The 14623-nt window shown below is 70.7% G+C and carries 10 protein-coding genes and 1 pseudogene; 3 read left to right on the forward strand and 8 right to left on the reverse strand.

The features are described 5' to 3' along the window. Positions 1–41: 41 nt before the first annotated feature. Positions 42–1805, reverse strand: coding sequence for a glycosyl hydrolase family 28-related protein (locus tag O0S08_RS46260; protein WP_269035932.1), 1764 nt, complete (start codon positions 1803–1805; stop codon positions 42–44). Between the two features lie 237 nt (positions 1806–2042). On the opposite strand from O0S08_RS46260, the gene O0S08_RS46265 reads away from it, so the two are divergent. Next, the gene (locus tag O0S08_RS46265; RefSeq protein ID WP_269035933.1) at positions 2043–3695 is read left to right on the forward strand and encodes an AgmX/PglI C-terminal domain-containing protein; all 1653 of its coding nucleotides are present in this window, start codon (positions 2043–2045) and stop codon (positions 3693–3695) included. A gap of 3 nt (positions 3696–3698) precedes the next feature. On the opposite strand, the gene O0S08_RS46270 is transcribed toward O0S08_RS46265, so the two are convergent. Continuing rightward, entirely contained in the window at positions 3699–4748 is a 1050-nt protein-coding gene (locus O0S08_RS46270) for an NAD-dependent epimerase/dehydratase family protein (protein WP_269035935.1), read from the reverse strand. Between the two features lie 105 nt (positions 4749–4853). Between O0S08_RS46270 and O0S08_RS46275 the strand changes: the two genes are divergently transcribed. Beyond that, positions 4854–6290, forward strand: coding sequence for a sensor histidine kinase (locus tag O0S08_RS46275; protein ID WP_269035936.1), 1437 nt, complete (start codon positions 4854–4856; stop codon positions 6288–6290). On the opposite strand, the gene O0S08_RS46280 is transcribed toward O0S08_RS46275, so the two are convergent. Further along, positions 6223–7560 (reverse strand): cytochrome P450, encoded by a 1338-nt coding sequence (locus O0S08_RS46280; protein ID WP_269035937.1) that lies wholly within the window; start codon positions 7558–7560, stop codon positions 6223–6225. The two genes, O0S08_RS46275 and O0S08_RS46280, sit on opposite strands and share 68 nt — an antisense overlap. 91 nt (positions 7561–7651) lie before the next feature. Here O0S08_RS46280 and O0S08_RS46285 point away from each other — a divergent pair, with 91 nt between their 5' ends. Further along, positions 7652–8941 carry a homoserine dehydrogenase gene (locus O0S08_RS46285; protein WP_269035938.1) on the forward strand — a complete coding sequence of 430 codons (1290 nt, stop codon included), beginning with the start codon at positions 7652–7654 and terminating at the stop codon, positions 8939–8941. Positions 8942–8964: 23 nt separating this feature from the next. Here the strand turns inward: O0S08_RS46285 and O0S08_RS46290 are convergent, their stop codons facing one another. The 5 genes and pseudogenes from O0S08_RS46290 to O0S08_RS51505 form a co-directional block, all read right to left on the reverse strand. After that, complete coding sequence (locus tag O0S08_RS46290) at positions 8965–9270, reverse strand: STAS domain-containing protein (protein WP_269035939.1); 306 nt, start codon at positions 9268–9270, stop codon at positions 8965–8967. A gap of 201 nt (positions 9271–9471) precedes the next feature. Next, a complete protein-coding gene (locus tag O0S08_RS46295) occupies positions 9472–11961 on the reverse strand; it encodes a hypothetical protein (protein WP_269035940.1) in 2490 nt (829 codons plus the stop codon). An 18-nt stretch (positions 11962–11979) separates the two neighbouring features. Next, complete coding sequence (locus O0S08_RS46300; protein WP_269035941.1) at positions 11980–12843, reverse strand: toll/interleukin-1 receptor domain-containing protein; 864 nt, start codon at positions 12841–12843, stop codon at positions 11980–11982. 213 nt (positions 12844–13056) lie between these two features. Then, positions 13057–14034, reverse strand: a complete 978-nt coding sequence (locus O0S08_RS51500; RefSeq protein ID WP_503827485.1) for an ADP-ribosylglycohydrolase family protein — start codon at positions 14032–14034, stop codon at positions 13057–13059. Next, positions 14023–14532, reverse strand: a pseudogene (locus O0S08_RS51505) (O-acetyl-ADP-ribose deacetylase); the annotation flags it as partial. The gene O0S08_RS51500 and the pseudogene O0S08_RS51505, both read right to left, overlap by 12 nt. Positions 14533–14623: the final 91 nt, after the last annotated feature.

The following is a 14623-nucleotide window of genomic DNA, read 5'->3' on the forward strand; positions in this document are numbered from 1 at the left end:
GTCGCAGCCTGCCCCATGCCCGTTTTAAAAATTTCTCCCTCTCAGCCCCCGAGCCGGCGCGCCAGTTGGTCCTCGTACAGCGACGTCGGCTGCAGCGGCCCGACCTGGCCTGGCCCCTCGACCCAGTCCTCGGGGGCAGTGCCGGCGGCGTCGGGCGCCTCGAGGCTGGTCTCGACCGTGAGCTGCGGGCCGACGCCGATCACGTAGCCGTGGCCGAACTGGCGCGAGCGCACGACCCCCTTGCCGCTCGCGTTCCACACGGCCGACTGCGTCGCGCTGTGCCCGGCCCCGCTCGACCAGGCCAGGCGGTTGACGGCGCCCCAGCCGTCGTCGACCACGCTCTCGTCGAGCAAGTTGGCGGTCGCCAGCGAGTGGTGGAACTCCGACAGCCCCACGGTCCCGAACTCGCTGCCCATCAGCGCGACCGCCTTGCCCTCCGAGCTGTGCACGCGCAGCCAGACGATGCCCGTCGCGCCGAAGCCCCAGTTCTGCACGAAGTTGTGCCGCCCCGCCCGCGCCACGCAGTCGCGCACCAGCACCTCGCCGCTCTGCATCACCTCGAACAGGTAGCCGTTGCCGCCGTCGCCGCGGTGCTGCGCCAGCTCGAGAGTGCTGTCGGCGACCGTCACCCGCGCGCTGCGCTGGACCGTCAGGCCGCCGGATTGCAGGTGCCGCCCGGCGCCCTTGCCCTCGCCCGGCGCGCCCGGTGACACGAACGACTTCACGCCCGTCACCCACGCGTCGCGCACTCCCACCATCGCCACCGCGAACACCTGGTCCTGCGACCACGCGTCCTCCCAGCCGACCGCGTTGGCGACCCCGACGTCCATCAGCGCCACCTCGCGGAGCAGCCCCGTCACCGGCCGCACGCTCGCCTGGTCGCGCACCAGCGCCGGGTAGCGCAGCGGCACGTCGATCTCCACCACGCCGCTGTCGGGATCGATCGCGGTGACCGTGCGCCAGAAGAACGGCTGCCAGGTGTCGTTGAAGACCATCCAGGTGCCGGCCATCTCGTGCTCGGTGACGAAGGCCGGGGAGATCTGCCAGCCGATGGCGATCTCGTCGCCGACCTTCAGGCCGCTCGCGTCGGCCAAGGTGATCGTCCGCGCGCGCGTCTGGCCGTCCTCGACCAGCGTCACGTCGGCCCCCAGCTGCGGCGCGCCCTCGAACGTCAGATGTGCCTCGAAGGACATGTCCGAAAATTTCGTGAACCACAGCCGGCTCTGCTCGGCCCCGGCGCCGGCGATCACGGTGTTCGAGCTCTTCACGGTCAGCCGCCCGTCGACCCGGTAGAGCCCCGCCGGCAGCCGCACGACCGCCCCGCCGGCCTCGGCCGCGGCGTCGAGCGCCGCCTGCAGCGCCGCCGTCGCGTCGCTCGTGCCCGACGCGTCGGCCCCGTGGTCGCGCACCGCGTCGATCGTGGTCGCCGGCAACACGCTGCCCGGCGCCTCCGCGGCCAGGCGATAGCCCGCGTACGAAAAGTCGTGGAGGAAGCGCCCGTCCGGCCCCGTGAACTCCGGCGTCCAGTCCTCCGGATAGAGCTCGCTGCGCCACCCCACCGGCTCCCCCGTGGTGCTCGTCGCCTCGCTCGAGTCCGCGGTCGTCGACGTCGGCGACGCAGTCGTGCCCGTCGCCTCGCCCGTGCTCGTCGGCGCCTCGCTCGTCGCGCCGGTCGTGCTGCTCGTCGCCTCGACGCTCGTGCTCGTGCCCGTCCCCTCGCCGGTCGACGTCGACGCGCCCGTGCTGCCGTCTCCGCCGCCACACGCCACGATCCACACCAGCGACGCACCCACGAACCTGCGCATGATCGCCAGCTTGCCCGAGCAGCGGGCTCAGCAGTACGACCGGCGATCGCCGCTGTCTCACGACCTCCGCTTCCGCGGATGCCCGATCGGACATGCTCCTAAGGACATCTCCCTCCGTGCGCGAGGCCGCGGGCGGACGACCCCGGTGAACAGCGGCCGGTTTCACGCGCGCGCGAAGTGTCGTGATCCTCACTGGTTCGGGAACTTTCCCCATGCCCGGACGTGACACCCTCCTGCGTGAGCGCCCCCAGCGTGACCCCCGTCGTCCCTGCCGTCGCCGAGGTCGTCGCCCGTTATCGCGGCCGCGTCGTCGACGTCCAGCACGTCCGCTGGCGCGAGCCACCGCCAGTCACCCCGACAGCGTATCTCGGCGGCGGCGCGGTCCTCCTGTTGCTCGGCTTCGCCCTGGCCCTGCGCGGCCTGGCCCAGGTCGAGGCCGCGGCCCGGTGCGAGCTCCCGCCCTGCCCCGCGCCGGGCCTCGGCGCCGGCCTCGGCGCCTTCTTCATCGCCGCCGGCCTGCTCCCGCTGGTCGTCGGCCTGGTCCGCTGGCGCGACCGCGCCCGCGCCCGCTACACCGTCGGCGAGGCCCACGGGGCCGACTTCACCGTCGCAGTGCCCGGGGCCCCCGCCGAGGGCGTCCCGCTGATCATCGCCCTCGAGCAGGGCTTCGTCCTCGGCCTGCCGCCCGGCGTGCGCGGCACCGTCGACGGCGACAGCCCGCTCGACCTCGCCGAGGCCGTCGCCCAGGGCCGGCGCTCGATCGCCCTGCCGGCCGGCGCCACGGCCCGCCTCGAGCTCGGCGAGCTGACCTTCGAGATCTCCCAGGTCCCGCCCGCCGATGCGCCGCGCAACCCGATCGAGTTCGACCGCCTCACCTGGCTCAGTCACCTCGGCGCGGCGCTCCTGGTCGGCGGCTGGGTGGTGTGGCTCGACCGCTCGCCGCCGGCCACGCTCGAGCTGGACCACGAGGCGCAGATCGAGCTGGCCGCCCGCTACATCACCCCTGCGCCGCCGAGAGACGAACAGGCCCCGCAACCTCCGCCGCCGGTCACCACCCCGCGCGCTTCAGTCCCGCGACCGGCCAACAAGCCCGCGCCTCCGCCCGAGCCGGAGCCCGAGGCGCCGGCGCCCAGCTTCGCCGTCGACGAGGCCAGCGGCCTGGTCGTCCCGAGCTCACCGGCCGCGTTCGCCCGGCGCCCCACCAAGGTCGGCTCTCGCTTCGACCGCCGCTTCGACTACGACCGCGTCGCCGGCGCTCTCGGCGATCCGGCCTTCATCAACGCCGTCGAGGACTACACCGTCAACATGAAGAACGGCCAGCGCGCCTACAAGGGCGGCGCCGAGGACGACGCGTGGTGGGCCCAGGCGACCGGCGGCCCGCCGCGCATGGGCAAGCACTTCGGCGGCCTCGAACTCGCCGAGACCGAGCGCGGCGGCGGCCTGCACCCCGACAAGCCCGAGCCCAAGAAGGGACCTGTCTCTCAGGTCACCTTGACCGCCTCGCGCGGCCTGCCGCCGCCGACCAAGCAAGAGCTGGCCGAGAGCCGACTCATCGCCCGGCTCCACATCGACGGCCCGACGATCACCGGCGACGCCGGCCTCGACAAGATCGAGCTGAAGAAGTACGCCCGCAAGCGGTCCGGCCCGTGGCGCGCCTGCTACGAGAAGGCCCTGGCCAAGGACCCCGAGCTCGCGGGCATCATGCAGTTCCAGGTCCACTTCGACGAGACCGGCAAGGCCACCCTCGCCCGCGTCAACTGGTCGACCCTCTCGATCGGCAAGATCGAGGACTGCCTGGCCAAGGCCTCGGTCGGCTGGCGTTTCACGCCCATCATGCCCAAGGAGACCAAGGCCGTGTTCGAGCTGCAGTTCGAGTCGCACACCCACTGAGCGTCAGCGGGCGATCATCCCCTCGGCGACGAAGAACTCGTACCACGCGCGCACGGCCGCCGGCAGGTCGCCCGGCACGAAGCCCAGCTCTCGCTGCGCGCGGGTGGTGTCGGCGCGGCGCTGCATCGTCAGCACGAACACCGCGCCCGGCGTCAGGTGCTGCGGCACGTTGGGGAACAGCTTGGCCATCGGCTTGGAGATCGTCCGCGCCACCGCCGACATCAACCGCGGCGACAGTGCCATCGGCCGGCGATCGGTCCCGATCAGCTCGGCGAACAGCGACACCATCTCGTCCATCGTCACGTAGCGGGTGCTGAAGATGTAGCGCTGGCCGGTGCGCCCGCGCTCCATCGCCAGCACGTGCCCGCGCGCCAGGTCCTCGGTCGTCACCGCCTCGTAGCCGCCGGGGATGATCGCCCGCAGCTTGCCGCGCGAGAAGTCGATCATCGCCTTGCCCGTGCGCGACGGCAGGTAGTCGTACGGCCCGATCACCCCCGTCGACACCGCGATCACCACGTCGAGCCCGTCGGCGCAGGCCTGCAGCGCCTCGTGCTCGGCCAGCACCTTCGTGCGCGAGTACGGCATCCACTCGACGAACGGATAGAAGGGCATGTCCTCGTTGCACGCCTTCTGCGGGTCGTCGGGGTCGAAGCCGATCGTCGAGAACGAGCTCGTGTGGACCACCCGCGCCACCCCGGCCCGCTGGGCCGCGCGCAGGACGTTGCGCGTGCCGAGCACGTTGATCTGCCACAGCTCCCGCATTTGCGGCTCGGTCGGGCTCAGCACCGAGACCTTGGCCGCGGTGTGATACACGCGCGTGCAGCCCTTCACCGCGCGGGCCACCGCGTCGGCGTCGAGCAGGTCGCCCTCGACCCGCTCGACCTGGAGATTCTCCACACCGCGGTTGTTGTGCCGAGGATGCACCAGCACGCGCACATCCTCGCCCGCGGCCAGCAGATGTCGCACAAGGCTCGCACCGACGTGACCGCTCGCGCCGGTCACCAGCGTCTTGCCGTTGGGAGGCGACGGAACACTGCTCTGAGGCGTCGTCATGGCGCGCAACGAGACCACGGCGACCGCGCCCTGTAAAGCGCACCGGCCTCGCGACGTGGCCCACGTCGCACCCCGACACCCGCTGCGTTATGCTCACGACCCCTGATGGCAGAGCGCCAGCCACCATGGGCGAGCCGGCTCATCGCCCTGCTCGAGCGCGGTTTGCCGCCTTCGCTGCTCGAGGACCACGAGATGCGCCGCCGGGCCCTCCTGATCGAGGGCACCGCCTGGCTGGTCGTCCTCGCCTGCGCGCTCACCGTGCCGGTCATCGCCGCCACCACGCAGGGCCTCGGCCGCGTCACCTCGCTGGCCGCCGACCTCGGCACCCTCGCCCTCACCCTCGTGGGTCCCTGGCTGCTGCGCCGCCGCGGCACCTCCGCGGCGGCGGGTCACTGGATCACCGGCTGCGTGTTCGCCGGCGTCGTCTACGCCGTCTCGACCACCGGCGCCTTCGCCTCGCCCTACTGGATCTTGCTCGCCGTCGTGCCCTTCCTCGCCGCGCAGATGGCGGGCCGCAGCGCCGGTCACCTGTGGAGCGCGATCTGCCTGCTCGGCATCGGCTCGCTGTTCGCGGCCGATCACTTCACTGACGTCCTGCCGCAGTTCCACGACCCCGCCAACTACGCCACCACCACCGCGATCTACGGCGCCATGACGATCCTCGCCGTGCACGGCCTCAGCCACCTGGCCGACCTCGCCAAGGACGAGGCGATCGCCCGCGCCGAGGCGGCGTCGGTCCAGCTCGAGCACGCCGACCTCGAGATCGAGCGCGCGCGGATCCTCGCCCAGCAGGCGGTCGCGGCCAGCAGCGCCAAGTCGGCCTTCATGGCCACCATGAGCCACGAGCTGCGCACCCCGCTCAACGCGGTCATCGGCTACGCCGAGATGTTGGTCGAGGACGCCGAGGCCGAGGGCCTCCACGACATGCGCGACGACCTCGTCAAGATCGTCGGCGCCAGCCAGCACCTGCTCGGCCTCATCGACGACGTCCTCGACCTCTCGCGCGTCGAGGCCGCCAAGCTCGACCTCCGGCGCGACCGCTTCGCCGCCGAGGAGCTCGCGCGCGAGGTCACCGAGGCGCTGCAGCCGCTCGCGCGCACCCGCGGCAACCAGCTCGAGGTCCGCGCCCCGCCGGCCTCGATCGTCGCCTGCCTCGACCGCGGCCGGCTGCGGCAGATCCTCATCAACCTGGTCGGCAACGCCCTCAAGTTCACCGCCCGCGGCCGCGTCACCGTCCACGTGCGCGGCGAGACCGTCGACCTCGCCCACTTCGTCGTGTTCGCGGTCGAGGACACCGGCATCGGCATCCGCGACGGCGACCACCGGCGGATCTTCGAGCCGTTCACCCAGGTCGACTCGTCGCCGCGGCGCCGCTACGAGGGCACCGGCCTCGGCCTCGCCCTGTGCAAGAACCTGGTCGAGATGATGGGCGGCACCATCGGCGTCCGCAGCCAGTTCGGCCACGGCAGCGTCTTCACCGTGCGGCTGCCCGCCGAGGCTCCAGGGCGATACGAACCGGCCGCGCCGGACGTAGCGTGCTGACCCCCACGCTCGGCACCTCCGGCGTCAGCAGCCGCCAGCTGTAGCGCCGGACCACCGCCGCCAGTGCCACCACCAGCTCGAGCAGGGCGAAGTGGATGCCGATACAAATGCGATGACCTGCCCCAAAGGGCATGTAGGCCGTCTTCTGCCGGGCCTGCGCCGCGCCGGGGGCGAAGCGGTCGGGGTCGAAGCGGTTTGGGTCGGGCCACACGTCGGGCTGGCGGTGCAGCTCGTGGACCATCACGGTGATGATCGAGCCCTTGGCGATCGGGTAGCCGCCGAGCACGTCGTCGCGCGCCGCGGTGCGGGGGATCGCCCACACCGCCGGGTACAGCCGCAGCGTCTCGTCGATCACCTGCCGCGTGTAGGGCAGCTTCGGGATGTCCTCGAGGCCAGGCAAGTCGTGGTCGAGCGCGTCGACCTCGGCCTGCAGGCGCGCCATCACCTGCGGGTGGCGAGCCAGCAGCGCCAGCGCCCACGTCAGCGACACCGCGGTCGTCTCGTGGCCGGCGATGAACACGGTCATCACCTCGTCGCGCAGCTGCTCGTCGCTCATGCGCCGGCCCGACTCGTCGTCGCTGGCGGCGATCAGCACGTCGAGCAGGTCGCGCTGCTCCGAGCCCGACGCGCCGTCGCGGCGCTTGCCGATGAGGTCGTAGATGAACGCGTCGACCTCCTTCTTGGCCGCGGTGAACCGGCGGTTCTGCGGCGTGGGGATCCACAGCGGCGGCGTGAACAGCTCGAACAGGCGCCGGCTGGCCAGCTCGAGCGCAGTCCCGATCGCGCGGCCGATCGGCCCGGCGTCGCCGATCTCCGGCACCCCGAACATGGTCCGGCCGATCACGTCCATCGCCATCCGCATCGACTCGAACAGCGCCTCGACCTCGGTCTGCCCCGACCAGCGCTGCAGCATCTGCTCGACCGCGCCGCGCATGTCTTCGACGTAGCGCTGCACCGCCTTCGGCGTGAAGTGCGGCTGCATCAGCCGCCGCTGGCTGGTCCACGTCTCGCCCTCGGAGGAGAACAGCCCCTGCCCGACGAGCAGCCGCAGCCCGTCGATCTCGTTCAGCTTTTGATACGCCCCGCGGCTCTCCACCAAAATGTGCTGCGCGTGCTCCGGCCGGACCGTCGGCACCACCACGATCTTCCCGAAGTGCACCGCCAGCGGCGCCCCGTAGCAACGCACCAGCTCGGTCATCCCGACGTAGTTGGTCTTCCTGGCGATGTCGACCATGCTCCCCAGCCACGGCAGGCCGGGCGCCCGCGGCATGGTCCTGAACGGTGTTCCAACGACATCGACGGGCGCGTTCATCGCAGCCGCCAGCGTCGCACAATCGCCGCCCGTCTGGTACTGTCGCCGCGTGCGAGCCCTCGGCGTCGGCATCCTCGGCCTCGGCAACGTCGGCGCGGGCACGGTGCGACTGCTCGATGAACACCGCGCGCGCATCGAAGCCCGCCTCGGGGCGTCCCTTACCATCCGTCGCATTCTCGTGCGCGACCCTGCGCGCGAGCGGGCCGTCGCGGTCGCGCCGGAGCTGCTGACCACCGACATCGAGACCGTCCTCGGCGACCCCGAGGTCGCGATCGTCGTCGAGCTCATGGGGGGCATCGAACCGGCGCGCAGCCACATCCTGGCCGCGCTGCGGGCCGGCAAGCACGTCGTCACCGCCAACAAGGCGGTGCTCGCCGAGCGCGGCGCCGAGATCTTCGCCGAGGCCGCGCGCGTCGGCCGGGCCGTCGTCTTCGAGGGCAGCGTGGCCGGCGGGATCCCCCTGCTCCGCAGCCTGCGAGAGGGCCTCGCCAGCGACCGGATCACCGGCCTGTGCGGCATCGTCAACGGCACCTCCAACTACATCCTCGACGCCATGACGCGCAGCGGCACAGGCTTCGCCGAGGCCCTCGCGGGGGCCCAGGCCGCCGGATACGCCGAGGCCGACCCCACCCTCGACGTCGGCGGTGGCGACGCGGCCCACAAGCTCGCGCTCCTCGCTCTCGTGGCCTTCGGCGTGCAGGTCGACCCGGCGACGATCCCGACCGAGGGGATCTCCCACATCACCGCGTTCGACATCCGCGCCGCCGCCGAGCTCGGGTTCGTCATCAAGAGCCTCGCCATCGGCCAGCGCGACGAGCACGGCGTCGGCCTCCGCGTCCACCCCACGCTCGTCCCCCGCAGCCACGTCCTCGCCGGCGTGCAGGGGGCCTTCAACGCCGTCCTCGTCCAGTCCGACGCCCTCGGCCCCAGCCTCTACTACGGCCGCGGCGCCGGCATGATGCCGACCGCCGTCGCAGTCGTGTCCGACATCCTCGAGGTCGCCCGCGACCTCCTCGCCGGCCTGTACTCCGGGACAGGCTCCTCCGGACATGTCTCCTCGTTCCCGTCCGCCCCGACGATCCTGCGCCCGCTGGCCGACGTCGTCTGCGCCCACTATCTGCGCTTCCGCGCCCCGCACGTCCCCGGCGTGCTCGGCCGCGTCGCCGCCTGCCTCGGCCGCCACGGCGTCAGCATCCGCCGCATGAGCCAGGAGACCCCCTCCGACGACGGCTCGGCGGCGATGGTGATGTTGACCGAGCCCGTCGCCGACGGCCCGCTCGCCGCCGCCCTCGTCGAGGCCGCCCTGCCCGTCACCCGCCTGCGCCTGCTCGGCGAATGACGGCGACTGTCCGAAGGGACAGCTTACTTCAGCTCGGGGAACAGCGCATCGAAGCGCAGCAGGCGAAAGATCGCCAGCGGCTGATCGCCGACCCCGGCGAGGTGAAACTCCCCGCCCAGCTGCTTGAGTCGCTTGTACAGCGAAACGACCTTGGCGACGCCCGAGCTGTCGATCTCCTCCAACCCCGACAGATCGAGCGTGACTCGCTTTCGCCCCTCGGCCACGACCGCGCCGAACAGCGCATCGCAACCCGAGGCCGTCGCGACATCGAGCTTGCCGGTGATGTGAAGAGTGGTCTGGTCGCCCTGGTCGCTGCGCGAGATCTGCATGCGTGTGCCTCACGGGCATCGTAGCCCAGCGACCACGACCTCCCCAGGAGTGTTTTTCGCGCGCCTCGTGGGCGGCGCATGACTGGTTTGCGGCGGCCGAAGGGAAACCGCCTTCAGATCCTTGCGGATCTCCCAGGAGTGGCGACAGCCATCCGCTCGCACTGAAGAGCGGCAGCATCACACGGCTGCGGCGCAGCCAAGCTACGCCGGACCGAACTCGACCTCCCAGGTCCGAGCCATGCGGCGTGCGTCGTCGACAAGACCGGGAAACTCGGCGGCGATCGCATGGAGCGCCGCGCCGACCAGACCTCGCTCCACGAGCCCCTGCACGACCGCGAGTGCGAGCTCTCGCATGCGCACCGGAGGCTCTGGCAGCACTGGTATAAGCACCTCCAAAACTGGATCGAATCTCAAAAACATTCTGAGTTCTTCGCGAAGAAACAGCGAGGCGAACAACTGCGCGAGCTGAAGCGTGCGATCGAAACGACCCTCGCTTTGCGCCGAAGGTCCCTCGACCCAAAGCTCTCTGACGGCGCGCACCAGCGCCTGCCGGCCACGAAACCGCGAACCGAGGTGCAGGAGCAACCGCCTGTCCAGCAGTTTGGAGCGGGACAGGCCCGCGACGACCGCGCGGGTGTGTCGCAAGAAGACGGCCCCCTCGCCGGGCAATTCGCGGGCGAGTTCCTCGCTCCACATTCGCACTTCTCCGAGATCCCACCTCAGCTCGCCACGTGAGCGATAGAGAATGGCGAGCACCCGGGCCAGCGCCTCCTCGAACGGCCGCAGGTGCTCCGTGTCACCCGCACCCTCCGTCCCCCCGACGGACGGCTGCCGCACCCACTGTAACGTCGCAGAGATGCGGTCGAGCCCCCCGATCTGGGCGGCCGCGCCGGGCGACTGCGCATGCAACCAGCTCCACACCGTCCCGTGCGTCGCGCCGAGCGCCTCGAGCTCCTCGAGCAGCGCGCAACTCGACGCGAAGTCGGACGCACCCTCCGGGACGAACAACGCCTCCTCCGAGTCCAAAGCAAAATGCCTCCAGAGCTCGCTGGGGTCCCCCCGATCGAGGATCACCCTCACCAGGTGGTCACGCCAAAGCACGAGCTCCGCCTCCCGCCGGCTATCGTCCACCCTGAGGCCCCACAAGACAGCGACGCTGTCGATTGCGACGCATCGCTCCGGGAAGTGGATCATCAAGCGCCGGAACAGCGTCGACATCCTCGGCTCAAAGGCCTCGAGCAACTCGACGAACCGCCTCGCCTGGTTGCGCAGCCCGGACGGCCCGGGGAGGGAAGCCGCGAGCTGCAACCCGAACGGATCGAGGCGGACGAAGGTGACGAGGTCGAACTCGCTCGTAAACAGCTCGAGCAGCAGCTCGACCGTCGCCCGGCGGCGCTCCGGAACCGGCCACAGCTCCTCGAGCCGCCTGAGCTGTCGCCCGAGGTGCGGAAGCCTGGCCCACAAATCGTCGAACAGGTCGATCGTGACGAGCTCGCGTGCGGCCAGCTCCTGCACCGCGTATAGGCTGTAAGCACGCGGGCTACTGTTTCCGCGCCGCATCTTTGCGATCAGCTCGCCGCCGCGACTCAACCAGTTCGAACGGCGGTGTGTGTCGTCGCGGAATACCTCCACGAGCAGATCGAGGAGGAGCTCGTGCGGGCTCTCGTCCTCTAAACCATCGCTCTCGGGGGTGAACTGGGCCGCGACCTGCTCCCAACCCCCTGCGATCGCACTTATTTGCTCGGCGAAGAACGATCTCGCGTTCGCCAGCCGGGCGAAGAACGTCGCGGTGAGCAGCCTTGTCTGCAACAGCTCAATTACGCCGGAGCAGAGCTCAGCGTGCGAAATCGGCTCGGGCAGCTCCGCGCACAGCCCTCGGGTGGTAGGGTCACGGAACAGAAACTCGCGGAGCTCGCCGGCGGAGAATCTTTCTGCAAAGAAATCCCAGAGGGCATTGCGGATCCCTCTCACCTGCACGGGGTCCATTGTGGCCTGCGAAGCCACAGGAGCAGTTGCCGGCTCGTTCGCAAGCGCGGGCGAAGGGCCGCCGGCGAGGCAAGCGAGCCGTGCCGCCTGATCGCGGATCGCGGCCGCGATCGCTATCATTTCCGAGGAACCACGGGGCTCCGTCGGCACGCTCGTCATCGCGGTGGGCGCGAGCGAAGTTGGTTGGGTCGGCACGATCACCGCCAGCGCGTCGTCGATCTCCTCGGCGAGGGCCGCGACTGCGCTGCGGAACTCGGTCGATTCGGGCGGCTGAAAGCGCAGCATCCGCCAGTCGACCGGTTGCAACTCCCACAGCTTTTGCCCCCAGACATCGCGTTCGCGGCGCTGCTCGTCGTCGATCTCCGGGCACTTCATCCAGTAGATCGGGACCAGCCGTCGCTCGGTCCGCTCCGGCTGAAGGAACCGAGTCATCAGCTCGCAGGTCTCGTCGTCGCTCAGTAGCAGCGGCTCGACGACGACGATCAGGACCTTCGCCGCGTCGATTGCGTCGAGCAAGGTCTGCCGCCGAGTCTGGCCGGCGCGGACATCGCGGTGAGGAGCGAAGATATGCAGATTGCGGTCGCCGGTGCTGCTCCGGACGGCGCGCTCGAGCAGCTCGTGGATCTTCTCGTAATCCTGGCGCTCGTCGAGCGCGTCGGTCTTCCGGTAGCAGAAGAGGATCGGAGGGGCGGCGGCGGGTTGCATCCGATCTCCGCGCCTGTCTCAGGGCAGGCCCCAAAGCAGGGCGACCTGGCGGATCTCCGCGACACGACGCGGGCGTTCGTCGGCCAAGCGCTTGAAGAACTCCGGATCGATGACGCCGTGCCGGGTCAGCACGATCACGGCCTCGTGGGCCAGCTGGGTCGGGGACACGGTCACCCCAGGGAGGAGCTTGCTCAGCGTGTCCCCATTGGGCAGGAACGTGATCAGGCGGCGGAGCTCGTCGGCCGAGAACATCGCCAGCAGCAGGCGCGTCAGCGCGTCCTGGGCGCGGGCGGACGGGACCGGCGACGTCGACGACTGCTGCTCTGCCCCCGTGTTCAATGCGACGGGGGGGGCCGGCGAGAGTTCGCGCCGTGGGGCGCGTTCCATCGCCTCGCGCAGCGCCTCGCCCATGACCGCGAGCTGGCGCCGGAGCTCCGGGGTGGACCACGGCTGGAAACGCAGCGAGCGCCAATCGAAGTACTGGCGCTCGGCGAGCTTCGTCGCCAGTTCGTCGCGCTCACGCCGCGCCGCGTCCTTGAGAACGGGGCAGTCCATGTACAGGATCGGCAGCACGAGGTCGTTACGCTTGCGCTGCTGCTCGATCTCGAGGAACAGCGTCAGCTCCTCGCGACAGGCCGCGCTGGTGAACCAGCTCGGCGTCAACACGACGATCAGGAAGCTCGCCTCGCCGAGCGCGTCGACGATACGCTCGCGCCACGCCTGGCCCCAGCCGATGTTGTTGCGGTCCTGGAAGATCTTGAACTCGCGGTCGCCGGTCTGCATCCGGACCTCTCCCTCGAGCTTCTCGCGGAGCTTGGTGATCGCGCCCTCTTCGTTCTCATCGTCAGCGTGGACGTAGCTCAAAAAGGCGGCCGGCTTCATGATCGGGTCACTCGCTGACGGCGAGCTTAGCACTCGCCCGCGCCATCGTCATCGCCCTGCATGCGGCCCGAGACACGGCAACGCGGCGCATGGTGACGCGTGCACGCATGGGCGCGTGCGAGGAAGGGCTCGGACGACCGCCCGTGTCGACGAACTCCGTCGGCCACACGCGAAGCGCCAACCCCGGCACCTTGAGCGCTCGTCGTCCCGAGCTCAGCGCCGCGGGCTCTCCTCATAGACCCGCTCGACCAGCCGCTCGCAGAGCGTCTCGACGTACTCGCGCGAGGCCAGCGCCCGCAGCCACGCCTCGGGGATCGCCGCCCGGCCGTACATCGCCCCGGCCAGCGCTCCCGTGACCGAGGCCGTCGTGTCCGTGTCCTCGCCGAGGTTGATCGCCGCCAGCACCGCCTGCTCGTAGCTCGGGTGACGGGCCGCGCACCACAGGCTCGCCTCGAGGCAATGCACCACGTAGCCGCTGCCGCGGATCGCCGACGCCGGCGCTTCGACGATCGATCCGTCGAGGATCTCCTCGAGCACCTCGCGCTCCTCCTCCGGCACGAACGGCGCCAGGTGCCGCGACGCCTGCGACATCGCCCGCGCCAGCGGCCAGCCCAGCACCAGCAGCGGCAGCAGCAGCGAGAAGTACGCGCAGCACAGCTGCGAGCGCGGGTGGGCGTGGGTCAGGCCGCTGACCTCCATGCTGCAGCGGACGATCTCTGCCGGCGACAGCGCGCGGGTGAACAGCGCCAGCGGCGCGATACGCATCAGCGAGCCGTTGCCGTTGTCGCGCTCGCTGCGGCCGCCCCACTCGCTCGGCGGGGCGCCGTTGGCGTAGCGGGCGATCGCGCTGCGGGTGGCGATGCCGACGTCGAACACCTCGCCGTGCGGTGTGTAGGCCTGTCCCTTGAGCCAGGTCAAGAACCGCGCCATCATGTCCGGCGGGTCGTAGCCGTTGTGGATCAGACTGTCTGCGGTGGCCAGCAGCAGCGAGCTGTCGTCGGACCAGGTGCCCGGCGGCTGATGATAAGTCCCGTGGCCTCGCACCCCCGTGACCGGGTCGGCGGACAGTTGCTCGCGGCTGCGGAATTCGACGGGGACACCGAGCGCATCGCCGACCACGGCCCCGAGCAGGCACCCGAGCATGCGTGAATGCGCGTCGGCGCTTGCCGGAGGCCCAGGGTCGGCCAGAATCGCCGCATACGCGTCATGCACGGCCTCGTCGAAGCACACCAGCACGACCCGCTCGATCGCGGAGTCCTCGGCCAAGAACGCCGAGATCGTGCGCACCGCGACGGCGCAGGCGTCCTGGATCGGGTAGCCGTAGATGCCGCACGAGATCGCCGGAAAGGCGATCGTGCGCAGCCCGTGGGCCCGCGCCAGCTCGAGGCTGCTGCGATAGCAGGACGCGAGCAGCGCCTCCTCGCCGCGGTGGCCGCCGTTCCACACCGGCCCGACCGTGTGGATCACGTGCCTGGCGGGCAGCCGGTAGCCGCGGGTGATCTTCGCCTGGCCCGTGCGACAGCCGTGGAGCGTCCGGCACTCCTCGACCAGCTCCGGCCCGGCGGCGCGATGGATCGCCCCGTCGACCCCGCCGCCGCCCAGCAGCGAGGTGTTCGCCGCGTTGACGATCGCGTCCACCGCGAGGCGGGTGATGTCCCCGCGAACCAGCTCGATCCGTCGCTCCGACATGCCGGCAGTGTAGGCCCAGATCGCCATTTTGGCCACTCGCAGCCCCCCGCTTGCACATTTTTCAACCCTCGGTCAGATTCTCGACACCCCT

The organism is Nannocystis punicea, from assembly GCF_026965555.1.
Classification (GTDB): domain Bacteria; phylum Myxococcota_A; class Polyangia; order Nannocystales; family Nannocystaceae; genus Nannocystis; species Nannocystis punicea.

What these genes read in the sequence shown, in the direction of transcription:
- O0S08_RS46260 (WP_269035932.1), bottom strand. Translation starts at nt 1,805, where the DNA reads ATGCGCAGGTTCGTGGGTGCGTCGCTGGTGTGGATCGTGGCGTGTGGC.
- O0S08_RS46270 (WP_269035935.1), bottom strand. Translation starts at nt 4,748, where the DNA reads ATGACGACGCCTCAGAGCAGTGTTCCGTCGCCTCCCAACGGCAAGACG.
- O0S08_RS46275 (WP_269035936.1), top strand. Translation starts at nt 4,854, where the DNA reads ATGGCAGAGCGCCAGCCACCATGGGCGAGCCGGCTCATCGCCCTGCTC.
- O0S08_RS46280 (WP_269035937.1), bottom strand. Translation starts at nt 7,560, where the DNA reads ATGCCGCGGGCGCCCGGCCTGCCGTGGCTGGGGAGCATGGTCGACATC.
- O0S08_RS46290 (WP_269035939.1), bottom strand. Translation starts at nt 9,270, where the DNA reads ATGCAGATCTCGCGCAGCGACCAGGGCGACCAGACCACTCTTCACATC.
- O0S08_RS46295 (WP_269035940.1), bottom strand. Translation starts at nt 11,961, where the DNA reads ATGCAACCCGCCGCCGCCCCTCCGATCCTCTTCTGCTACCGGAAGACC.
- O0S08_RS46300 (WP_269035941.1), bottom strand. Translation starts at nt 12,843, where the DNA reads ATGAAGCCGGCCGCCTTTTTGAGCTACGTCCACGCTGACGATGAGAAC.